At 48.6% G+C, this 21,705-nt stretch carries 19 protein-coding genes; 6 read left to right on the top strand and 13 right to left on the bottom strand.

Features of this window, described 5'->3' with window-relative positions; translation table 11 throughout:
- The first annotated feature begins 66 nt into the window (after positions 1 to 66).
- Positions 67 to 1,911: an outer membrane protein assembly factor BamB family protein gene (locus EPD17_RS11815; protein WP_132054444.1), complete on the top strand. Its 1,845-nt coding sequence runs from the start codon at positions 67 to 69 to the stop codon at positions 1,909 to 1,911.
- Positions 1,912 to 1,944: 33 nt separating this feature from the next.
- Here EPD17_RS11815 and EPD17_RS11810 read toward each other — a convergent pair whose 3' ends face one another.
- From EPD17_RS11810 to EPD17_RS11775, 8 genes are all read right to left on the bottom strand, one after another.
- On the bottom strand, positions 1,945 to 3,861 hold the full coding sequence (locus EPD17_RS11810) for a monovalent cation:proton antiporter-2 (CPA2) family protein (protein ID WP_132054442.1): 1,917 nt from the start codon (positions 3,859 to 3,861) through the stop codon (positions 1,945 to 1,947).
- Positions 3,848 to 4,471, bottom strand: a complete 624-nt coding sequence (locus EPD17_RS11805) for an NAD(P)H-dependent oxidoreductase (RefSeq protein WP_132054440.1) — start codon at positions 4,469 to 4,471, stop codon at positions 3,848 to 3,850. Before EPD17_RS11805 ends, EPD17_RS11810 begins: the two co-directional genes overlap by 14 nt.
- 167 nt (positions 4,472 to 4,638) lie before the next feature.
- Positions 4,639 to 5,034 (bottom strand): hypothetical protein, encoded by a 396-nt coding sequence (locus EPD17_RS11800; protein ID WP_132054438.1) that lies wholly within the window; start codon positions 5,032 to 5,034, stop codon positions 4,639 to 4,641.
- Positions 5,035 to 5,054: 20 nt separating this feature from the next.
- Positions 5,055 to 5,819: a triose-phosphate isomerase gene (gene tpiA / locus EPD17_RS11795; protein ID WP_132054436.1), complete on the bottom strand. Its 765-nt coding sequence runs from the start codon at positions 5,817 to 5,819 to the stop codon at positions 5,055 to 5,057.
- 2 nt (positions 5,820 to 5,821) lie between these two features.
- Positions 5,822 to 6,025 (bottom strand): DUF4177 domain-containing protein, encoded by a 204-nt coding sequence (locus EPD17_RS11790; RefSeq protein ID WP_132054434.1) that lies wholly within the window; start codon positions 6,023 to 6,025, stop codon positions 5,822 to 5,824.
- Positions 6,026 to 6,068: 43 nt separating this feature from the next.
- Entirely contained in the window at positions 6,069 to 7,250 is a 1,182-nt protein-coding gene (locus tag EPD17_RS11785) for a putative sugar nucleotidyl transferase (RefSeq protein WP_132054432.1), read from the bottom strand.
- 413 nt (positions 7,251 to 7,663) lie between these two features.
- On the bottom strand, positions 7,664 to 7,912 hold the full coding sequence (locus EPD17_RS11780) for a type B 50S ribosomal protein L31 (protein WP_114234120.1): 249 nt from the start codon (positions 7,910 to 7,912) through the stop codon (positions 7,664 to 7,666).
- 137 nt (positions 7,913 to 8,049) lie between these two features.
- Complete coding sequence (locus EPD17_RS11775; RefSeq protein ID WP_114234121.1) at positions 8,050 to 8,541, bottom strand: YajQ family cyclic di-GMP-binding protein; 492 nt, start codon at positions 8,539 to 8,541, stop codon at positions 8,050 to 8,052.
- Between the two features lie 15 nt (positions 8,542 to 8,556).
- Here EPD17_RS11775 and EPD17_RS11770 point away from each other — a divergent pair, with 15 nt between their 5' ends.
- Positions 8,557 to 8,910, top strand: coding sequence for a hypothetical protein (locus tag EPD17_RS11770; RefSeq protein WP_132054430.1), 354 nt, complete (start codon positions 8,557 to 8,559; stop codon positions 8,908 to 8,910).
- Between the two features lie 176 nt (positions 8,911 to 9,086).
- Here the strand turns inward: EPD17_RS11770 and EPD17_RS11765 are convergent, their stop codons facing one another.
- On the bottom strand, positions 9,087 to 11,543 hold the full coding sequence (locus EPD17_RS11765; RefSeq protein ID WP_132054428.1) for a TonB-dependent receptor domain-containing protein: 2,457 nt from the start codon (positions 11,541 to 11,543) through the stop codon (positions 9,087 to 9,089).
- Positions 11,544 to 11,900: 357 nt separating this feature from the next.
- Between EPD17_RS11765 and EPD17_RS11760 the strand changes: the two genes are divergently transcribed.
- Both EPD17_RS11760 and pgi read left to right on the top strand, forming a co-directional pair.
- On the top strand, positions 11,901 to 12,920 hold the full coding sequence (locus EPD17_RS11760) for a threonine aldolase family protein (protein ID WP_132054426.1): 1,020 nt from the start codon (positions 11,901 to 11,903) through the stop codon (positions 12,918 to 12,920).
- An 11-nt stretch (positions 12,921 to 12,931) separates the two neighbouring features.
- Positions 12,932 to 14,581 (top strand): glucose-6-phosphate isomerase, encoded by a 1,650-nt coding sequence (pgi, locus tag EPD17_RS11755; RefSeq protein WP_132054424.1) that lies wholly within the window; start codon positions 12,932 to 12,934, stop codon positions 14,579 to 14,581.
- A 122-nt stretch (positions 14,582 to 14,703) separates the two neighbouring features.
- Here the strand turns inward: pgi and EPD17_RS11750 are convergent, their stop codons facing one another.
- Together EPD17_RS11750 and EPD17_RS11745 are read right to left on the bottom strand one after the other, a co-directional pair.
- Entirely contained in the window at positions 14,704 to 15,138 is a 435-nt protein-coding gene (locus tag EPD17_RS11750; protein WP_114234126.1) for a DUF3276 family protein, read from the bottom strand.
- Positions 15,139 to 15,349: 211 nt separating this feature from the next.
- Entirely contained in the window at positions 15,350 to 17,191 is a 1,842-nt protein-coding gene (locus EPD17_RS11745) for an ABC transporter ATP-binding protein (protein WP_132054423.1), read from the bottom strand.
- 207 nt (positions 17,192 to 17,398) lie between these two features.
- Here EPD17_RS11745 and EPD17_RS11740 point away from each other — a divergent pair, with 207 nt between their 5' ends.
- Both EPD17_RS11740 and EPD17_RS11735 read left to right on the top strand, forming a co-directional pair.
- The gene (locus EPD17_RS11740; protein WP_132054421.1) at positions 17,399 to 18,457 is read left to right on the top strand and encodes an AI-2E family transporter; all 1,059 of its coding nucleotides are present in this window, start codon (positions 17,399 to 17,401) and stop codon (positions 18,455 to 18,457) included.
- Between the two features lie 6 nt (positions 18,458 to 18,463).
- The gene (locus EPD17_RS11735; RefSeq protein WP_132054419.1) at positions 18,464 to 19,783 is read left to right on the top strand and encodes an erythromycin esterase family protein; all 1,320 of its coding nucleotides are present in this window, start codon (positions 18,464 to 18,466) and stop codon (positions 19,781 to 19,783) included.
- Here the strand turns inward: EPD17_RS11735 and EPD17_RS11730 are convergent.
- Both EPD17_RS11730 and EPD17_RS11725 read right to left on the bottom strand, forming a co-directional pair.
- The gene (locus EPD17_RS11730) at positions 19,780 to 20,685 is read right to left on the bottom strand and encodes an SDR family oxidoreductase (RefSeq protein ID WP_132054417.1); all 906 of its coding nucleotides are present in this window, start codon (positions 20,683 to 20,685) and stop codon (positions 19,780 to 19,782) included. The genes EPD17_RS11735 and EPD17_RS11730 overlap by 4 nt on opposite strands.
- Before the next feature lie 109 nt (positions 20,686 to 20,794).
- Positions 20,795 to 21,340, bottom strand: coding sequence for a hypothetical protein (locus tag EPD17_RS11725; RefSeq protein ID WP_132054415.1), 546 nt, complete (start codon positions 21,338 to 21,340; stop codon positions 20,795 to 20,797).
- Positions 21,341 to 21,705 lie beyond the last annotated feature (365 nt).

The following is a 21,705-nucleotide window of genomic DNA, read 5'->3' as shown; positions in this document are numbered from 1 at the left end:
TAGCTTTGCTTTAAAAAATCGGAAGCCCTCACCGGCTTCCGATTTTTATTTAAATAAATACAGCGCATGATCAAAAAACTGTTCACCCTTTGTTTTCTATACTGCTTGCTGCACACGGCCCAAGCACAAAGCTTTCATTTTGCGCATGTAAGCGATACGCATATCGGCAACCAAACCGCGGCCGAAGATTTGCGCCGCACGGTAGCTGATATTAATGGAAATGATTCGCTTTCGTTTGTGATCCTTTCCGGTGATATTACCGAGTTTGGATCAGACGATGAATTAGCACTGGCACGCCAAATCCTGGACAGCCTCAACAAGCCCTGGTACATTATTCCCGGCAACCACGACGGCAACTGGTCGGAAAGCGGCGCTAATTCGTTCCGCCGCATTTTTGGTGCGGAGCATTTTCGGTTCAGTCATGGCGGCTATGTTTTTTTGGGAACCAACTGCGGACCCAACCTGCGTATGAGCCCCGGCCAGGTGCCCCGCGAACATATTGTATGGCTGGACAGCACCCTCAAAACCCTGCCAGATGATCATCCCATTATTTATGTAAACCATTACCCGCAGGATACATCGCTGAACAACTGGTACGAAGCAACGGACAGGCTTAAGCGAAAAAACATCCAGCTCATTTTGTTGGGGCACGGGCACGCCAACAGGCAATATAATTTCGAAGGCATTCCGAGCATTATGGGCCGGTCCAACCTGCGGGCAAAAGACAGCATTGGTGCCTACAACATTGTGACAATCGCCAACGGCAAAGCCATCTACCGCGAACGCAAACCCTTATCTACGACCGGCCTCCCCTGGGCTGAAGTGGTGTTGCAACAGCACGATTTTAAAAAAGATACTACCCATTATTACCGGCCATCATTTGCTGTCAATAAGACCTACCCGCAAGTAAAAGCGGTATGGACCTACCAGGATCATAGCGATATTGGCAATGGTGCTGCGGCCAACGCCGGGCTGGTGTTTTCTGCAAATACTGTTGGCGAAGTGTATGCGCTTAACCGCAGGACTGGCAAAAAGGTTTGGGTATTTAAAACCGGCGGCAAAGTGTTCTCCACTCCTGCCCTGTCCGGCAACCGGCTGGTGGTAGGATCGTCGGATGGGAACATTTATGGCCTTGATGCGAAGAGCGGTAAAAAGCTCTGGCAGGTGCCGGCGCAAAAAGCCGTACTCGGCAGCCCGCTTATTCATGAAGGCGTTGCGTTTATCGGCGCATCGGATGGCGTTTTCCGTGCTATTGATGTACAAACCGGGACGATCAAATGGCAATTTGACCAGGTTGGTGGTTTTGTGGTAACGCGGCCGCTATTGTACCAGGGTAAAATATATTTCGGCTGCTGGAACAAAAACTTTTATGCATTGGATGCGCAAACAGGAAAGTTAGTATGGTTATGGAACAACGGCAACGCCAACCGGATGTTTTCGCCGGCTGCATGTTATCCTGTCGCGGCCAACAACCGAATTTTTATTGTGGCTCCGGACCGCTACATGACTGCACTGGATGCGGTAACAGGAACACAGGTTTGGCGCAACCGAAATGCGGCTGTACGTGTCCGTGAGTCTATGGGGATATCTGACGATGCAACACTGGTGTATGGTAAAACTATGGAAGGCACGCTGGCAGTGTTTAACGCTGCTGCCGACACCATGCAACTGGTACGTGAAACCGACCTGAAACTTGGTTATGAATTAGCGCCTACTGCAATGGTTGAACAAAATGGATTGGTGTTCGTGCCGTCCGACAACGGAGTAGTTACGGCAGTTCATCGTAAAGATGGCAGCATTGCATGGCAGCATAAATTGTCGAATTGCCTTGTCACCGGTATTTTACCGCTGGCCAATAAACAAGTAATTGTAACCACCATGGATGGCAAAGTTGCATGCCTGAAATGGTAACGATACATTTACGAAATGAAAGAAAAAGCCGCACTATTTTGGTGCGGCTTTTTCTTGACCGTTATTGATTGGATTGGGCTGCAATGCTTCTGCAATAAGGCTTTCCTCGTCCCAGCTTTTTTCTGATTTACCCAAATGAAACAAATCGGACTGTAAAGTTTGCTCCAGTTCTTCGATCTTTTCCCGGGCAGTATTAATGTATTCATCCGGGTCGCGAATGGACGAAAGCTTTTTCAGATTAGCCTCATCCAGCCGCAGGAATTGTCTAGCAGCACGGGTGGCCGTATAATTTCGATGCCCGAGGAAGTGCATGGTATCCACACCCACCCGTAAAGCCGTGTCAATTGTTTCGCGGTAAATGTGCAACATCCCGGCGTTCATCTGATCATATGCATCAAAACGGTTGCTGGCCCGGACCAGCATGCGCAGGTTGGGAAAATGTTTTTTAATGGTGTTGATCAATTCCAATCGCTTTTCCGAAGGTTCGATGGTAATGATGATGAGCTTTGCTTTGGCCGCACCAGCCGAAGCCAGCAGCTCCGACCGCGATGCATCGCCGTAATAAACTTTAAAGCCAAGCCGGCGCAACAGCTCCACACGTTCGGCATCATTGTCCAGAATGGTTACGCCTACTTTATGTGCCCGCAGAAAGCGGCCGACCGCATTGCCAAAATCGCCAAAGCCGGCAATAATCACCGGGTTTTCTTCCAAAATAGTATCAGCTGGTCGATCATCATCAGGAGTATTGGTAACAATGCGTGGCAACACAAAACGCTCCAGCGCCAACAGCAGCAACGGCGATAAGGCCATACTGATTGCCACGGCAGCAATCATCGTATCAATAAGGGCTTGTGGCAAAATGCCATTTGATGCAGAAAAAGAAAACAGCACAAATGCAAACTCACCTACCTGGCTCAATGCAACGGAATAAATTAGGTTTTGGTCCAGACCCATTTTAAAGATCTTCCCGATCGCAAACAACACGAGCACTTTCAGCACCATCAATCCCAAAACAATTCCAGCGAGTTGAAGCGGTTGGTCCAATACCTGGCGAAAATCAATGGTAGCACCCACCGAGATAAAAAAGAGCCCAAGCAGCAAGCCTTTAAATGGTTCAATATTGCTTTCCAACTCGTGCCGGTATTCGCTGTTAGCCAGCACCACACCGGCTAAAAAACTGCCCAATGCAGGGCTCAGGCCCACCATCGTCATCAACACCGTAATGCCTACAACAATAAGCAGCGCGGTGGCCGTAAACATTTCGTGCAGCCGAGAAGCAGCAATGAGCCGGAACAAGGGCCCCATGATGAACCGTGCCGCAACAATGATTGACGCAACAACGCCGAGCAAAACCAGCGCCTGCAGCCATGCCGGCAAATGCGCCACCATGCTCGTGCTGTTATGATCATCCGCCGAAGCAGGCAGCGGCAAATTTTGCAATAGCGGAAAAAGCGCCAGCATCGGGATGACTGCAATGTCCTGAAACAGTAGCACCGAAAAAGCACTTTGCCCGGATGCGGTTTTCATCAAACCTTTTTCCTGCATGGTTTGCAATACAATGGCCGTTGAAGACAGCGCTAAAATGCCACCTAATGCCACGCCTTGTTGCCAGGGCAAACCAAACATCATTGCACCGGTAAAAAGTAACAAAGCTGTGCCGGCAACTTGTAAACCACCCATGCCTAGTATGGAACGGCGCATGCGCCACAGCATGGTGGGCTCCAGCTCCAGCCCAATGATAAATAGCATCATCACCACCCCGAACTCCGCAAAGTGCATCACGCTTTCGCCTTCATGCCCTACAAAACCCAAAACCGCTGGCCCGATAAGCACCCCGGCAAGCAGATAACCCAGCACAGAGCCGAGGTTTAATTTCTTGGCAATCGGCACCATCACCACCGCTGCAGCGAGGTACACCATTGCCTGGAAAAATATATTATTCTGGTCCATTGGTTAAAGCTTGTGTGTGTATGGATGGCACCAGCCAGTCGTTTAAAAATGTGGCTGTAGAATCATGTGTTGCAACAGTTGTTTCAGTCAGCATTTGCAGCAGTTGCCGGTACTGGCTGGCATATTCGGCAATCATTTCTTTGCCCAGTTGATGCGATCCGGGCACTACAAACGGTGGCAGGTATTGCATGTGGCACAGTGCTGCAGTTTGTTGAAAAGGCAGCAAAAACTGGCGTATTGAATAAGCATGTTGCCCTTCGTTGGTGTAGGAGGAAAGCGAACTGCCCGCCGATAAAAAATTACACAACATTTTGCCGGTTAAATGTGTGCCGCCTTTACCGTAGGCCCAACCATGTTCCAGCACCAGGTCGATCCATTGCTTCATGATTGGTGGCGCACTGTACCAGTAAAAGGGATGTTGCATCACGATTACATCGTGCCGCAGCAGCAACGACTGTTCAAAGGGCACATTGATATCAAAATCGGGATAGGCTTCGTATAGATCATGAAAGGTCACATCGGGCAGACCTTTCAACTCTTTGATCAGCCTGCTGTGCACTCTTGATTTTTCGAGCAAGGGATGCGCAAACAGGATCAGCAGGCGGGGCATGAGCTTATTTATTTGCGCACAAATTAAAACACATTGGTGGTTTTTAGCATAAAGCGATCGCACTGCTGTCGGCGTGTCTTTTTATTTGCTAAAGCTTCAAAAAAGAATGGATAATCAGTGAAATTTATTTGCGGTAGGTTTTGTAAAAAGCTTGTACTAAAACTTTATCACGTAGCCATCCGCACCTGTAGAAAAGCCCTTCGGCGGATGTAATAATGAAACAGAAAATACAGGAGGGGCAAGAAGGATAAAAACTTCAGGAGGAGAATATCAGATATGACGCCTACCAACGCACAAACACCCAGCAACAACAGGCCGGTGTAAAAAAGGCCGTCATCAATGGCGCAAACAACGTACAGGTGACAAGCTTTGCGGGGCGCACATTCCACCTGCAGCGGCGGCGAAATATGGTAGCCATCGGTAGCTACCAGCGACGAAGGTTTTTTGGGCAACGTGATCACCACGGGTTCATCGCGGCGAAGCGGGTAAATAACATTGCCATTGATCACCACCCGAACATCCAGGAAGTTAAGCAACACCCCGCTTTTCCGGGTGATGACCATGACATATGTTTCTGTGCTGTTTATTTTTTCAGTGCTTGAATGATTTGCACAAACTCGGGACCTTGCAACGATGCGCCGCCAACCAGGCCGCCATCAACATCGGGTGTTCCAAAAATTTCCGCTGCATTCGCTGCTTTTACGCTACCGCCATACAATATAGAAATGTTATCAGCTACTTCGCTACCCCATTTTGATGCCAACACCGAACGCAGGTGTTGGTGCATATCCTGCGCCTGCTGTGTGCTGGCGGTTTTGCCGGTGCCAATGGCCCAAATAGGCTCGTAGGCAATCACCACTTTTTGTATGCTGTCGGCATCGAGGTGAAACAGCGATGCTTCCAATTGTTTTTGCACAAAACTATTTTCTTCACCGGCTTCACGAACCGGCAATGGCTCGCCGCAGCAGAAAATAGGCGTGATGCCATTGGCCAGGCAGATATCAACCTTGGCGGCCAGTGTTGCGTCCGATTCTGCAAAATATTCGCGGCGTTCGCTATGGCCAATCACGCACCAGTTGATGCCGATCGACTGCAGCATTTCGGCCGATACTTCACCGGTATAGGCGCCGCTTTTTTTATCGGAACAGTTTTGTGCGGCGATGGCAACATTCGCCTGGTCGGCCACTTCGCTGTTGGCCATAATGAGGTATGGAAAAGGAACCGAAAACACCACCTGCTGGTGTGCTTCCAGCGAAAGCTTTTCGCTCAAAATGCTATCCAGCAAGGTTTCGGCCTGCTGGTAGGTAAGGTTCATTTTCCAGTTTGCTGCGGCAATTTGTTTTCTCATTGCTAAAGGTTATCGATTTTTCTTTTTAATAAAATGATTAGGGCATGTGTACCGCCCTGGTGCATATTGGTGTCGGTGGTACTCACTACCTCCCAACCTTCGCGGCCGTGTGTATTGAGTGTGTTGGTCAGCTCCTGCAGGTCGATCTTTCCGCTCCAATATCCTTTTGTAGGTGCTTCCAAAAACTTGTATTCAAACTGGGTCATATCCTTGCGGCGTTGCCGCAAAAATAGGCCTTCGGGTCTATGCTCAGTAATGATTGTAGATATGCTTTAAAATGAGTTCCTCATTGCTGGTGAGCGACTCGTCTTTCAATGCTTTCCATGATGCAATATCGGCGCAAGCTTTGTCAAACCGGTAGCGTTCGATGCCGTCAAAACCCCAGGAAAAAGAAGGAATGTATTTTGGCGACAGGCCAGCGCCAAAAACGTTGCTGCTGACGCCTACGACGGTGCCGGTATTAAGCGATGTGTTGATAGCGGTGCGGGAGTAATCGCCCATGATGAGGCCGCATTTGAGGCCCACCACTACTTCACCACGGGGCGTCCACACCTGTACGCCAGAGGCAGTGTTTTTTACGTTGGAGTTGGACGTGCCGGCACCCAGGTTGCACCACTCGCCAATCACCGAATCGCCCAAGTAACCATCATGCGCTTTATTGGAGCAGCCAAACAGCACCGAGTTTTTTATTTCACCGCCTACCACGCATTTGGGCCCGATGGTCGTAGCGCCATAAATACGGGTGCCCATTTTAACCACGGCTCCTTCGCCTATGGAGATTGGGCCACGCAGCAAACTGCCTTCCATGATAGTGGCGTTTTTACCAATATAAATGGGCCCGTCTGCAGCATTGAAAATTGCATGGTTGATCCTGGCGCCTTTTTCAATAAAAATGTTTTTAGAGCCCGAAGCCCGGTTGGTTGGCCCTAATTTTTGCGAAGTTCTTTTGCGGGTGAGCAGCTCAAAATCCTGTGCAATGGCCCATGCGTTGAGTGTAAAAATGTCCCACGGAAAACGAAGTTCCCTGATCTCTTCATCAATCTCGATGGACCGGGTGATCTTGATCTTGTGCTCGTTTTCAATTTCCCCCTTCGAGATACAATAAGCCACGCTTTCGCGGCCGCCGGCAGAAATACATTCGCCGGGTTTTAGTTTTTTGATGGCCCGCACCAGTTTAGGCGTTGGCAAGATGTTGCCGTGAATAAGGTACAGGATATCATCGCCAATCGACGGTCCATCCACCACCATGGCCCGTTCCAGGTCTTTATAATCGTCCTCGTGTTTGTCGTAAGAGACAAGCCCCAGATGCGCCTCCCATTTTTCCCGAATGGTCAGGATGCCTATGCGGATGTCCTGCACCTGCCGGGTAAGTGTAAAAGGATAGAGCTGTTCGGGCTGGCAGAATTCTTCGGTAAACACGATCTTTTTCATATCCGCTGGGCTGGTTATTTGGCAACTGAAAGATAACTCCAGATGGGCATGATTGGAATGGATATGCAGGATGTTTGTGTGAGGTTGTTGAAAAAATCACATGGAGGAGTAAACTGACTGTACTCAAATCGAGTTGCTATTGCCATGCAGTGTTGTCATGCCGAACTTGTTTCGGTATCTCCTTTGATCTTCGGAGTTGACTAAGGATCGAGGAGATGCCGAAACAAGTTCGGCATGACATTGTCGAAGTTCGGAGACGCTTCGGGCTGGCAGGTGGTAATGAATTTTCTGTTTAATCGAAAGTTGATTTCCCGACCACATCATCTAAATCATTCCCAATCCCCCACATCACCGGTCAAAAAAAATCCCGCTCCAAAGCGGAGCGGGATCCTATTATTTTGCCGGGGCAAAACTTATTTCTTTGCGTATTTTTTGTTGAACTTGTCGATACGACCAGCGGTGTCAACCAATACGTTTTTACCGGTAAAGAAAGGATGCGACTGGCTGGAAATTTCCAGCTTCACCAGCGGGTATTCGTTGCCGTCTTCCCACTGTACGGTTTCTTTAGTATTAGCTGTAGAGCGGCTCAGGAAAGAAAATCCGTTACTCATGTCTTTGAACACCACGTAACGGTAGTTTGCCGGATGAAGATCTTTTTTCATGTTGATGGGTTTTGCATGCCAGACGCCTCCATTGGCGACCTACATACGGTTATGTTATTTGCCGCCGGGGCGGAATTAAGTTTACGAAGGCGCAAAGGTAGGGTATTAGCGCAAAAAAGCAAAATCCAGTTTTTGCTTTAACTCCGCATATTAGTGTATTGCAGCGGCAAATCGAGGTTAGCGCCTTTGCAGAGTTGGATCACCTGCTGCAGGTCGTCAATTTTTTTGGCGGTTACCCGCACGGTTTCATCCATGATCTGCGCCTGCACCTTCAGACCCGAGTCCTTAATGAGCTTCACAATTTTCTTGGCGTCGTCCTGTTTCAGGCCGTTGCGCACCGGCACCTCTTTTTTCACCACTTTACCGCTTTGGTACGGCTCTTTCGAAACGTCCAGCGCCGAGGGATCGATGCCTTGCTTCATGGTGCGGCTGATGAGCACATCCACCAGTTGGCGCATCCGCATATCATCGGTGGTGGCAATATCAATAGTTCCGTCTTTTTTGTTGAGGTCGATTTCGACGGCGGCATCTTTAAAATCAAACCGGTTGGTGATTTCTTTGCGGGTTACGTTAATGGCATTATCTAACAGCTGCATGTCGGTTTTGCTGACAATATCAAAAGAAGGCATGGGTTGAAAAGTTTCATGCAGATTTACGAATTTTTTGCTGCAGTTACTGTAGTTGCTTCTATCCGACAACATTTAGATAAAGCATCGCTTCAGGGAAATAAAGAAGCCCCTCTGGACAAAGGGGCCGAAGTTCACATGAGAAAAATACAGATTTTGGATAAAATACGAATTCCGTACCGAATTCAAAATATTCTATCTAATTATTTTGGCACTTTGTTGAATTTTATTCTGCAACTTAAAATTAGACAAAGTTTTCATTCAATCAAGTTATTTTTTATTGATACCTCAAGTTACAAACATCAAGATGTGAACAACCCGCATTTGGACAAGCTGCAACATCCTATTATAAATGGCAGGTATCCGGTTTAAATGCTATTGAGATTCAGAACTTTTGCTGCTAAAAAAATCGCACCACTGATCAGAATTGCTCCTCAAAAATGCTGTATCAATCGAGCCGTTATTTAAGTTACAACATTGCGCATTATTTGCCGGCATAAATTAAAAAAGGCAGGGTCGCCCCTGCCCTTCTTACTGGTGTTTTTCAGTTAGTTGCCACCAACACGTTCCTGCTCGTCGGATGCACTGCTGGTGCGGCGTTTTGGTGCGCTGCCATTCAGCTTGCCTTTGCTGAAGCGGTAGGTAAATGTGAGGTTCACCACGCGGCTGTCGCGCCACTCCTGGAACTGTGCGTCTACGTTTGCGTAGCGGGTTTCGGCTTTAAACTTCATGGTGTAAAACACGTCGCGAACATTCAGGCGAATACTGCCCTTGTTGTTCATTACCTGCTTGGCCAGGCCCAGGTTGAAGATGCCCACAGGGCGGGTCAGCAGCACACCTTCCAGCCCGGCGGTGCGGTAAAAGCCACTGGCTTCGGCGCTCCATGTTTTCGACAACTTGAATTGTTGCGTGCCATTGAGCATCAGCATCCGGCCTTCCACCACCACATTCTCTCCGCTAACAATGCCTTCAAAACGGTTATCAGAAGCATTTACATAAATGCTGCTGGTCCACCATTTGGTAATGGGCATGGTTGCGTTTACTGAGATACCCACCTGGCGCTGGTTTGCAATGTTGGCTTGTTTGACATAAGCCTCTTTTCGTTCGGTGTTTTGTTCAATCACCTGCTGGATGATATCTGTAGTTCGGGTATAGTTCACCGTTGTAGTCAAAAACTGGCGGAACGTATGGCTCAATTCTACATTGTGGCTAAACTGCGGTTGCAGGTTCGGGTTACCTTGTTGGAACGTGTACCGGTCCAGGTATTCAACAAACGGGTTGAGGCTTTCGTAATTAGGACGGCGGATGCGGCGGCCATAGTTCAGGCCAAACACGTTCTTTTCATTGGCTTTGTATTGAATAAAGGCTGTGGGAAACAGGTTGAGGTAATTGCGTTTGGACACACTGTCGGTAGTAACCTGTGTGCCTTTGGCAACGGTTTGTTCCAGGCGCAAGCCCAGCTGGCCATTCCATTTTTTGCTCAACGGACCCGCCAGGTTTACATAAGCTGCATTGATTTGCTCTTCGTAAATAAAATGGTTGCTGCGGTTGGCATCAAATACACGCTTGCCGTTGATCATTGAATCGAAGCGAGCATTGTTATCGGTTTTTACAATACTGCTTTTCACGCCGGCTTCAAAACGGGCACCGCCTTTCAGGGGTTGCAGGTAATCGGCCTTGCCACTCAGGATGTTGATGTCCTGCGGAAGGAAGCTGTACAGCGTATCGCCATTGCGGATCTGGTTGTTGTGTGCATCAAAATAATAGTTCGACAGGTATTGCTGATCACGCAGGCGGTAGTTCAGGTAATCAACATCCGCAGTCAGCTCACGACCGGTGCTGTCAAACTGATGGCGAAAATTAGCGTTTGCCTGCACATTGCGAAAGGTTTGCTCCGCTCCTGTTACCGATTTAGTTACTTCAAACAAGTTGCCTGCATTATCCGAAATCTGGTTCAGGTTGTTGTTGATGTTGGTACCCGGGTTGGTGTTGGTACCGAGTGATACACCCAGCGTCGTTTTTTTCGACAGGAAATAGTCGGCGCCCAGCTTTGCATTGATTGAGTTGTACTTGCTCTGCATGTGCGCTTCCTGGTCAAAGAAATATTCCAGTTCCTTGGTGTTAAAATTGCGCAGGTTGCGTTGGATATCCAGGCGCTGAAAATTTTTGCGGTGGTTGTGGCTGACGTTGGCAAAAAGAGCCACTTTGTTTTTACGGTAGTTCAGGTTCAGGCTTTCATTTATTTTTCCATAGCGGCCCTGGCCATAGCTCAATGTGGCTGAACCATTGAAACCAAACTGCTTGGTCTTTTTGGTTTTGATGTTGATGATACCGGCATTGCCTGCAGCATCAAATTTTGCGGGTGGGTTGGTCATGATCTCTACCTGGTCCAGTTGGCTGGCGTTCATGTTGCGGAGCAAATTGGCAAGGTCGGCGCTGCTCAGTTGCGTAGGCCTTCCGTCCACCAGCACCATCACGCCTTCTTTTCCCTTCAGGCTGATGTTACCGTCTTTATCCACTGTTACGCCGGGTGCCTTTTCGAGCACTTCCAGTGCATTGCTGCCGGCATTGGTGATCGACGCTTCCACGTTTACCACGGTGCGGTCAATTTTCTGTTCCACCATGGGGCGTCTGGCCGTAACGGTCACGCCGTCCATAGATTTGCTTTGTGGCGCCAAAACCATTGCAGCCAATTCCACTGGGGTCGCTTTCGCATCAAGCGTCAGCTTTTCGGAGTATTTTTTTTCAAAACCAGCTGCTGTGATTTGAACGAGGTATTGTCCTGCTTCGAGGTTCTCGAACACAAAACGGCCCGCTTTATCGGCAACACCATATTTTATTACCGAAGAATCTTTGCCCCGCAACAGGGCTACAGTGGCCGATTCCAGGGCTTTTTTCTGAATGTCGGTAACCTGGCCGCTGATGGACGCTGGTTTTTGCTGGGCAAAACCGGCAAATGGTACGGCAAATAAGGCGAGGGTGAGCAGGGAGCGCAGTGGTTTCATATATTGTTGTGTTAGTACTTGTAATTGTTAATTACATTACGAATGTAGGTACTATACAAAGCATAGTACATTAGTTTGGCATGAACGGTTTTAGCAGAGGATGAATGGCAGCAACGCATTGTAGCAATGGGACGCAGCCGCTTTATTTATGTTACCACACGCAGCCGACGAAATGACAAGCGGTCGGCATTGCATGTATGTGGTATTATATGGTGGGAATAAGATGAATGACTTGAATCAATGATAGGAACATAACCTTCGTTAGCCTTGGCGTGTACAATTTGATATTGCTCGCAACATGGCAGAATCATACAAATAAGAGCCGCGCTAATACTATATTGCGGACAAATTTTTTAAATGTTGATTGATTACCGGTCCGACACAGTGACCAGACCTACGCCGGCCATGAAAGAAGCCATGCATGCGGCCGCCGTAGGTGATGATGTTTTCGGAGAAGACCCCTCAGTAAATAGCCTGGAAGAAAAGGCCGCACGGATGTTTGGGATGGAAGCCGGTTTGTTTTGCCCCTCTGGCACCATGACCAACCAGATCGCCATCAAAATGCATACTGTGCCGGGCGATGAAGTGATTTGCGACTGCACCGCACATATATATCAATATGAAGGTGGCGGCATTGCGGCTAATTCGGGTGCATCGGTAAAATTACTCAACGGTTATCGCGGCCTCATTACTGCCGAAATGGTGGCGGAAGGCATCAACAGTTTCGATGATGTGCACAAAGCACGCACTTCGCTGGTGGCGTTGGAAAATACCTCCAACCGCGGCGGCGGCAGCTGCTACGATATAGAAGACATTGAAGCCATCAGGAGCTTGTGCGACACGACCGGCTTAGCACTGCACCTGGATGGTGCCCGCCTGTTCAATGCGCTGGTGGCAAGGGAACAGGACCCAACGGAATACGGTCGGTTGTTTCATTCAATATCAATTTGTTTGAGCAAAGGCCTGGGCAGCCCCGTTGGCAGTGTACTATTGGGTTCTGAAGCATTTATTAAAAAAGCCCGCAGGGTGCGTAAATTAATGGGCGGCGGTATGCGCCAGGCTGGTTCGCTGGCAGCGGCCGGCAGCTATGCACTCGACTACCATATTCAACGGTTAGCACAGGATCATTACCACGCCAATAAACTCGCAGAAATATTGGGTTACCAAAGTTTTGTGGGTGGCATACTGCCGGTTGAAACCAACATTCTCATTTTTGAAGTGGTGCAACCTTATACACCGCAATCGTTTGTAGCCACATTGAAAGAGCATGGCATCCTGGCTTATGCCATTTCGCCGACGCAGGTGCGCCTGGTTACCCACCTCGATATTTCGGAAGCCATGATCGAAAAGACCATTGAAGTATTTGAACATTTATAATCAAAATGCCTATGTTTCCCCGCATCAACCCTTCTCAAACCCAGTCCTGGAGCGCATTGCAACATCATGCCGAAAGCATGAAGCAGGTACACATGAAAGAGCTGTTTGCTCAGGACGGTGCACGTTTTCAAAAAATGTCGCAGCGCCTGGGCGATATACTTTTTGATTATTCTAAAAATCGAATTACAGAAGAAACTTTGCAACTGTTGCATCAACTGGCAACCGAAACAAAACTCAATGAGGCAATTGATGCGCTGTTTGGCGGTGCATTGATCAACCAGACAGAGCAGCGTGCCGTGTTGCATGTGGCGCTGCGCAAATTTGCCGATGGGCCGGTAAATACGGCAGGTGCAGATGTAATGCCGGATGTAAAAAGGGTGCGCCAGCAAATGCAGGAATTTTGCCAAAGAGTGCACAGCGGCGAGTGGGTGGGTTACACCGGTAAAAAAATAAAATACATCGTCAACATCGGTATCGGCGGATCGGACCTAGGCCCGCTGATGGTAACGGAAGCGCTGAAACCATACTGGGTTGAAGGCATACAGACTTATTTTGTTTCGAATGTGGATGCGACCCATATTGAAGAAACATTAAAAAAAGTAGTTGCGGAAGAAACGCTGTTTCTTGTTGCATCCAAAACCTTTACTACGCAGGAAACCATGACCAATGCCCACACGGCTCGTGACTGGTTCGTGGCTGCATCAGGTTCCGAAGATCATGTTGCCAAGCATTTTGTGGCCCTTTCCACCAACGAAAAAGAGGTAACGCGTTTTGGCATTGATAAGGAAAACATGTTCCAGTTCTGGGATTGGGTTGGCGGCCGCTATTCGCTTTGGAGCGCCATTGGTTTGTCCATTGCATTGACCATTGGATACGAAAACTTTGAAGCACTTTTAAAAGGTGCTGAGTCGGCAGATCAGCATTTTAAAGACACACCGTTTGAGCAAAACATTCCAGTGCTGATGGCCCTCATCGGCATTTGGTATGTCAACTTTTTTGGTGCGCAAAGCGAAGCCATTTTGCCGTACGACCAGTACCTGCACCGGTTTGCAGCGTATTTCCAACAAGGAAATATGGAGAGCAACGGTAAGAGCGTAGACCGCAACGGCCAGCCGGTAAATTATGCCACTGGTCCGATCATTTGGGGCGAGCCCGGCACCAACGGGCAACATGCTTTTTACCAATTGATCCACCAGGGCACAGTGCTCATTCCCTGCGATTTTATTGCACCCGCGCAAAGCCACAATCCTACCGGTGATCATCACCCGAAATTGTTATCTAACTTCTTCGCGCAAACCGAAGCGTTGATGAATGGGAAAAGCAGTAGTGAAGTGGTGGCTGAATTGAAGCAACAGGGCAAAGACGAAACGGCAGTTGCAGCACTGGCGCCGTTCAAGATTTTTGAAGGCAACCGGCCCACCAATTCATTCTTAGTTAAGAAAATAACGCCGTTTACACTGGGTCAACTGATTGCTTTATACGAGCATAAGATCTTTGTGCAAGGCGTGATCTGGAACGTATACAGCTTTGACCAATGGGGTGTAGAACTGGGCAAACAACTGGCTAACAAGATTCTGCCGGAGCTTACTGGAAGTGAAGCAGTAACTGGCCATGATGCTTCCACCAATGGGTTGATCAATGCATATAAGGAATGGCGCTAAACCATTAAATACAATAATAAAAATGCGGGGGCTTCAACACCCCGCATTTTTTGTGGCAGCACCATTCGATGCATAAAAAAAAACCCGCTGTTGTCAGCGGGTTCGTTATCAAAAGTTAGTTATTACCATTTGTCCACTTCTTCCGACGCTGGCGCAGCTGACGCAACAACAGAAGAAACAACTACCGTAGACTGAACAACGATTGGTGCAGCAGCCACCACTTCGGTTGTTTCTTCTACTTCGCCCTCTCCTTCGCCTTCATACACTTCATCGTGGTTGAACGCATCAAAATCAAAATCAGGCATCAGGTCGGTCTTTACAAAATCAACAGCCTCAATGAGTGCCTTGATGAACTTGTTGAAGTCTTCTTTGTACAAAAATATTTTGTGGCGGTCGTATCCATTATCATTGAAACGCTTACGGCTTTCTGTAATGGTCAGATAATAATCATTGCCGCGGGTTGCCCGAACATCAAAAAAATAAGTTCTGCGTTTACCTGCACGAATACGTTTGCTGTAAATGCTCTCCATTTTCTTGTCGTTATTTTCGTACGCCACAGTTGTTGTTTTTACAGTTATGAAAGGTTTTGGCTTTGCAGCTCTGTTTTAAAATTGTTTCCTTACAAATATAATTATGTTTTTTAAACAGCCAAATCTGACAAAAAAAGTTCGGACGGCTGTTTCTATATCTAATGAAATTTCATTTTCTCTTGCCAATTACTGAGTCGTCACAAATAATAAAATTTGCAATGGAATGATTGGAAATCGATCAAACCTGCTCCCCTTCTACATCTTTGGTTTGTTGCTGCCACCACATTTCGGCGTAGAGGCCACCGCTGGCCAACAGGCTTTCGTGGGTGCCTTGTTCCGCAATGCGGCCTTCCTCTAAAACAATGATCTTGTCGAACCGGATCATCGTGGATATTCTGTGGGTAATAAATAACGCCGTCTTGCCTCCCAGGTATTCGCTCAACCTTGAAAGAATGGCTTTTTCAGTGCGTGCATCAACGGCGCTCAGGGCATCGTCTAAAATCAGGATTGGTGCTTCTTTCAGCAGCGCCCTTGCTATGGACACCCGTTGTTTTTGCCCACCGCTCAATGTTACGCCCCGTTCTCCTACCAACGTTTCATATTGTTGTGCAAAGCCTTGTATTTCGCCGGCTACGGCTGCATTTGCCGCTGCGCTTTCTACCCGCTGCCGGTCGGCAGTGGTAGCGCCAAAAGCAATATTGTTTTCAATGGTATCACTAAACAAAAATCCATCCTGCGGCACATAACCAATATGCTGGCGCAGGTGGTTGAGGGGCATTTGGGTCAGTGGCGTATCATCCAATAAAATAGTGCCCGACGTAGGATCAAAAAAACGCAGCAGCAATTGTGCAACTGTTGTTTTGCCACTACCGGTGCGGCCAATCAGTGCCACTTTTTCACCAGGCTTGATCTGCAAGTCAAAATCTTTCAACGCATGAATGCCGGTGTTGGGATAAACAAATTGAACGTTGCTAAACCGGATACCACCCGTTATTTGCGCCTGGTGCGGATGCGTTGCATTTTGTATGGCCGGCTCTGTTTGCAAAAATTCGTTCAGTCTTTTTTGCGACGCTGCTGCCCGCTGTATCATCGAGGCGGTCCAGCCAATAGCACTTACCGGGAACGTAAGCATGTTGATATAAATCACAAACTCCACGATGGTGTCTACACCAATGCTTGGGTCGCCTTTGATGTACGCCAACCCGCCCAGCATAATGGTCACCAGCGTACTCAACCCAATGAACAGGTTCATGGAAGGAAAATATAGGGCTTCAATTTTTGCAAGATCGGTGGCGCGACTGCGGTAGGTCAAACTGTTGTGCTCAAAAAACCGGAACATGGCACTTTCCTGCGCAAAGGATTTGATCACCCGGATGCCGGAATAAGATTGTTGCGCATTGGTTGTAAGTGCAGACAGGCTTTGCTGCAACTCTTCGCTTTTCCGGTGAATGATGGTGTTGACAAAATAAATGGTAGCGGCCAGGATGGGCAGCGGCGCCAGCACATACAGCGACAACTCCACATCGCGGCGAAACATAAAATACAAACTCAAACCGATCAGCGACACCAGGTTGACCACGTACATCACCGCCGGGCCGGTAAACATTCGTACCCGGCTTACATCTTCAGACATGCGGCTCATGAGGTCGCCGGTAGTGTGCGTTTTAAAAAATGCAGCATCGAGTTTTTGGTAATGCCCAAACACTTCATTCTTTTGGTCGTATTCAATGTGGCGGCTCATTACGATAATGGTTTGCCGCATAAAAAACATAAACAGCCCTCGAAGCAGCGCCAACACCAAAATGGTGATGCCGCTGAGGGCTACAATATAACTTACTGAAACAGGCATGCCTTCCACCCAACGGATGAACCATTGCACCAGTCGGTCGTAAGAAGCGGCACTGTTACGCGGCACATAACCCGGAAGGTTAAGCGAACGTTGCACAAAATCAATGATAAAACCCGTAACCTGCGGCGCCAGCACACCGAAGTAGTTGGAAACAATGATGAAGAAAATACCGACCACCAGCCGCAACCGGTATTTCCAGAAATATTTATTGAGAGCAGCAAGGTGTTTCAATGCATAAACTATTTACGGGCAAAATTAGGATTCTGCGGGCGGGGCACACCATTTAATTAAAGCAATCGCAAATGCCAGCATCCTGATGTACATGCCGCTAAAGAAAGGGATTTATATCTATCAAAAAGGTTGCTTGTCAGTTTCCACCAATGCATGGCATAAAAATTTCCGGCTTTGTTGAGCCCATTCAAACAAAGCTTCATTACCATGCAACAACCAGCTCCGCACCGTACAGATGGCGACACTTTTGTGAAAAGAGTTTGGCAAATCGCCGGGATCATCACACTTGTATTCCTCCTCTTATGGATTTGTTACACGGCAGTGAACGTGCTGATGTTGATCCTGATGTCGATATTGGTGGCCGTTTTTTTTCAGCGGCTTGCAGGCCTCATCCGCCGAAAATTTCATTGGAGCCCAAAGCTAAGCCTGGCCACCGCTATCATCGGTACCATATTGCTAATGGTGCTGGTGTTTTGGTTTATTGGTGCGCAGGTACAGCAGGAGTTTACGCAACTTACGGAGCAGCTGCCGCAACTGCTGGAGCAAGCAAAATCAGAATTGGGCAAAACCGGCATTGGTAAACAAATCATCGATGGCATGGGCAGCAGTGGGTCGGGGCAAAAAATGACGCCGGCCATCCAGCGATTTTTCACCACGTCTTTTGGCGTGCTGGGCGATCTTTATGCCATCCTTTTCCTTGGCATTTTCTTTACCATTGCGCCGCAAACTTATGTGGGCGGTTTTTTAAAATTAATGCCGCGCAAAGCAAGGCCGGAAGCCCGGCATGTGATGGAAGAAACCGGCAATACCTTGGGGCAATGGTTGAAAGGACAATTGTTTGCCATGCTGGTAGTGGCCGTGCTAACCTGGGCTGGACTTGCCATCATAGGCGTGCCACTGGCCCTTGCGTTGGCCATCATTGCGGGCTTATTCAACTTCGTACCCAACATTGGTCCGCTCATTTCGGCCATACCCGCGGTGCTGGTGAGCCTGCCCATGGGTGGCAATGCGCCGCTTTTCGTGATCGGCCTGTACCTGCTGGTGCAGGCGCTGGAAAGCAACCTCATTACACCTTACATTCAAAACAAAATGATTTCGATTCCGCCGGCCCTGATACTGATCGGGCAAATGATATTCGGAACCTTATTTGGTGCCTGGGGTATTATTTTGGCAACGCCTTTGGTGGCGATACTAATGGTGGTGTTGCAGGAGTTGTATGTAAAAAAACAAGAGCCGGAAATTGCTGCACCGCCGGCGGCAAAATAAGATGTGATGGGCACCTCATTTTTACAAAAAAGCGATGCTGCAAAGGTGCAAACGCTGCGCCGCGTGGGCCGGCAAATATCATCGTTGGCCGATCTGGAACCGCTGATTGAGCAGCTCGGCACTTCACGGATGGTGATGCTGGGCGAAGCCTCGCATGGTACCCACGAATTTTACACCTACCGCAGCTACATCAGCCAGCGGCTAATCAAAGATTTTGGATTCAACTTTATTGCTGTTGAAGGCGATTGGCCGGCTTGTTACGCCGTCAATAATTTTATCAAACACAGGCCCGGCACGCCGGAAATAGCAACAGAAGTGTTGCAGGCTTTTGACCGCTGGCCGGCCTGGATGTGGGCAAACTGGGAAATGGTTGCACTAACCAGTTGGCTGCGCCGGCACAACGACAGCCTCGCAGCACCAACGCAAGTGGGCTTTTACGGACTGGACGTTTATAGCCTTTGGGATTCGTTGCAATCGGTGCGGGATTACTTGGCCCACACCGACCCGACTGCCTTGCAACAAGCGGAAAAAGCTTTTCGCTGTTTTGCCCCGTACCGCGATGATGAATCTTCGTATGCATATGCATCGCAACTGGTGCCCAAACGCTGCGAGGATGAGGTGGTAAAATTGCTGGAGCAAATGCGGCAAAAAGGCCAGCTGCAGCAAGATGGCAACGAAGCCATTTTTAATGCCGAACAGAATGCGCTGATCGCGGTGAACGCTGAGAAATATTACCGCGCTATGGTCGCCGGCGGATCGAATTCCTGGAATGTTCGGGACAGTCATATGGCAGAAACCCTCGACCGCCTGTTGCATTTTCATGGGCCGGATGCGAAGGCTATTGTTTGGGCGCACAATACCCATATCGGCGATGCCCGGGCCACTACCATGCACGACGATGGCATGCACAACATAGGGTCGCTGGTGCGGCAGGCTTACCCGCCGGAGCAGATAGCATTGGTAGGTTTTGGAACGTATAGCGGTTCTGTCATTGCCGGCAGCAGTTGGGGAGCCGACCAAACCGTGATGGATGTGCCCGAAGCCCGGGAAGGCAGTTGGGAATGGTTGCTCCACCAGGCCGGTGGCAATTCATTATTGCTTTCCGAAGATTTGCAACAAACCGATTTTGCCACGGCACGAATAGGCCATCGAGCCATTGGCGTGGTGTACCGGCCGTTGTATGAGCAATACGGCAATTATGTTCCTTCTACCATACCCAACCGCTACAACGCTTTTATTTTCCTCGATGAAACAAGGGCACTGCACCCGCTCCATGGCGAAGCGCACAACCAGAAAATTCCGGACACTTATCCTTTTGGGCTTTAGCGCCTTGCGGGCGGGTTAAATGTTTTGCGCAAGCCTTCGGCAAAAGGCGTGGGCTTGTAGCCAAGTGCGTTTGTAACTTTTTGCAGGTCAAAAATGGTTTGGGGTGGCCGCTTGGCGGGCTGCTGGAATTGGGCCGCGGTTACTGGTAAGACCAAGTCGGCATCGAGGGATAAATATTCCGCCACCCGCTTACCCATGTCGTAAGGCGAAAGGGTCTCGTTCCCCGAAAAATGAAAAATACCGCCGGCTCCTTGCGATATGATTTTTTCCAATCCCCAAACCAGGTCTTCTACATACGTAGGCCGGCGCTGTTGGTCGGTAAACAATTTTACCTCTTTGCCTGCCTTCAATGCATCTGCTACCACGGTTAGAATGTTCGACCGGCCGGCCAGTGGATGTCCGTATATCAAAATCGGCCGGACGATGGTCCAATTGCCCATGTATTGCCGAACTTTTCGCTCCGCTTCCCACTTCGTTAGGCCGTAGTAATTTACCGGTGCAACTTCATCTTCTTCATTATAAGTCATAGCATCGCCTGCAAAAACAAAATCGGTGGACAGGTGCACAAAATGCGGGCTCCCATTTGCAGCGGCACTTTGCAATAAGTGTTCAGTCCCGGTTACGTTTACTTGCCAGGCCGCGTCCTTGTTTAACTCACATTCGTCCGGCTTCGTCATAGCGGCACAGTGCACTACAACAGCTGGTTTCCATAGCTGCATCACCGCCGCTACCGCTTGTTCATCTGTAATGTCCAAGTTTTGAAAGAAAAATTGCGGATGGTTGATGGAAAGCCTCTGCTCGCCTTTTGCTGTAGCTACCACTTTATAATGAGAACGCAACAGTTTTGCGGCGAGGTAATGACCAACAAACCCATTTGCCCCAGTGATTAACACAGTCTTCATGTGCTAAATGTAGGGCATCGGGTACAACGGTCGGTAGGCCTCCAATTTCCCTTGCACAAAAAAGCCCCGCAATTAAAAACTGCGGGGCTTCAATATTGTTTTGCAAAAACTATGGTTTCAGATTCAGCTTACTCACCAGCGATTCGTACGCCAGCGCTTCAGCACTTTCCGATTTTAACGTTGCCCACAAGCTTTCTGGAATATAAATGCAACGCACCTGCACGGGCCTTGGTGTGGTTTCGCCACCAGCCACCTTCAGATCTATTTTTACTTCGTCTGCTTCCAACTGGTAATCCCAGGTTTCAGTAAGTCCGGGCTGGGTTGTATAGGGTAAAAAATTAAAAGGTAATTGCAGTGCTATATCATCCATCGGCTCCTCCATCGGTTCATCTGCTGCCCACACGTTGCGGGCAAAAAGGAGCACTTTGCCGCCTTCGGGTTTGATGGGCAAATGCTGGCGGGTTTTAAAAGTCGCACCGTCTTTTTCCCAATCCTGCAAGGTTTCCCAAGCCGAGGCATAAATGGCCGAAGCCGCAATAGAGGTTTTAACCTCTGTTACCTCGAACGTCGGCGAACTCTTCTCCCTGTTTTCTTTATTACAAGCGCCCAGCACCGCACACAGCGCCAACGCTACCACAATTCCTACGCCTTTCATAGATGGTGTTTGTATTGTATAGCGCACCATTTTCCGTGCCATTTATGGCAGCCCGAAAACCGGTCCTGCAGCGGATTTTGGCGCCATTTTTTAATGTATCCGTGGCAGCGTTGCCTCAAAGCTTTAAAAAGTATTCCCCATTTTTATAAAGGCTTTGCATTTCCCCGTTTATTTCACATAGATCGTTCGTAAAGATTCTTGTCAACAGCGCACCCTTGCTAAACTCATCCTGTGCCCTGCTGCACATCATTTTTACCAACATATATAATAACAATAGTGCAACTTTTGGGAGCAATGCCCCGCCCTTTGCAGGCAGGCATTAATGATTGTTTACATATAGATTGATGGTTACCATTTAAATGGGC

Origin of the sequence: Pseudocnuella soli, from assembly GCF_004347775.1 — a bacterium.
Lineage (GTDB): Bacteria > Bacteroidota > Bacteroidia > Chitinophagales > Chitinophagaceae > Flavisolibacter > Flavisolibacter aquaticus.
Note: the sequence above shows the minus strand (reverse complement) of the source record. Positions and strands in the feature narration are given on the sequence as shown.

Bases quoted from the DNA above. Each gene is read 5' to 3' on its own strand.
- EPD17_RS11815 (WP_132054444.1), top strand. From the start codon at position 67: ATGATCAAAAAACTGTTCACCCTTTGTTTTCTATACTGCTTGCTGCAC.
- EPD17_RS11810 (WP_132054442.1), bottom strand. From the start codon at position 3,861: ATGGACCAGAATAATATATTTTTCCAGGCAATGGTGTACCTCGCTGCA.
- EPD17_RS11805 (WP_132054440.1), bottom strand. From the start codon at position 4,471: ATGCCCCGCCTGCTGATCCTGTTTGCGCATCCCTTGCTCGAAAAATCA.
- EPD17_RS11800 (WP_132054438.1), bottom strand. From the start codon at position 5,034: ATGGTCATCACCCGGAAAAGCGGGGTGTTGCTTAACTTCCTGGATGTT.
- tpiA (WP_132054436.1), bottom strand. From the start codon at position 5,819: ATGAGAAAACAAATTGCCGCAGCAAACTGGAAAATGAACCTTACCTAC.
- EPD17_RS11790 (WP_132054434.1), bottom strand. From the start codon at position 6,025: ATGACCCAGTTTGAATACAAGTTTTTGGAAGCACCTACAAAAGGATAT.
- EPD17_RS11785 (WP_132054432.1), bottom strand. From the start codon at position 7,250: ATGAAAAAGATCGTGTTTACCGAAGAATTCTGCCAGCCCGAACAGCTC.
- EPD17_RS11780 (WP_114234120.1), bottom strand. From the start codon at position 7,912: ATGAAAAAAGATCTTCATCCGGCAAACTACCGTTACGTGGTGTTCAAA.
- EPD17_RS11775 (WP_114234121.1), bottom strand. From the start codon at position 8,541: ATGCCTTCTTTTGATATTGTCAGCAAAACCGACATGCAGCTGTTAGAT.
- EPD17_RS11770 (WP_132054430.1), top strand. From the start codon at position 8,557: ATGCAGATTTACGAATTTTTTGCTGCAGTTACTGTAGTTGCTTCTATC.
- EPD17_RS11765 (WP_132054428.1), bottom strand. From the start codon at position 11,543: ATGAAACCACTGCGCTCCCTGCTCACCCTCGCCTTATTTGCCGTACCA.
- EPD17_RS11760 (WP_132054426.1), top strand. From the start codon at position 11,901: ATGTTGATTGATTACCGGTCCGACACAGTGACCAGACCTACGCCGGCC.
- pgi (WP_132054424.1), top strand. From the start codon at position 12,932: ATGTTTCCCCGCATCAACCCTTCTCAAACCCAGTCCTGGAGCGCATTG.
- EPD17_RS11740 (WP_132054421.1), top strand. From the start codon at position 17,399: ATGCAACAACCAGCTCCGCACCGTACAGATGGCGACACTTTTGTGAAA.
- EPD17_RS11735 (WP_132054419.1), top strand. From the start codon at position 18,464: ATGGGCACCTCATTTTTACAAAAAAGCGATGCTGCAAAGGTGCAAACG.
- EPD17_RS11730 (WP_132054417.1), bottom strand. From the start codon at position 20,685: ATGAAGACTGTGTTAATCACTGGGGCAAATGGGTTTGTTGGTCATTAC.
- EPD17_RS11725 (WP_132054415.1), bottom strand. From the start codon at position 21,340: ATGAAAGGCGTAGGAATTGTGGTAGCGTTGGCGCTGTGTGCGGTGCTG.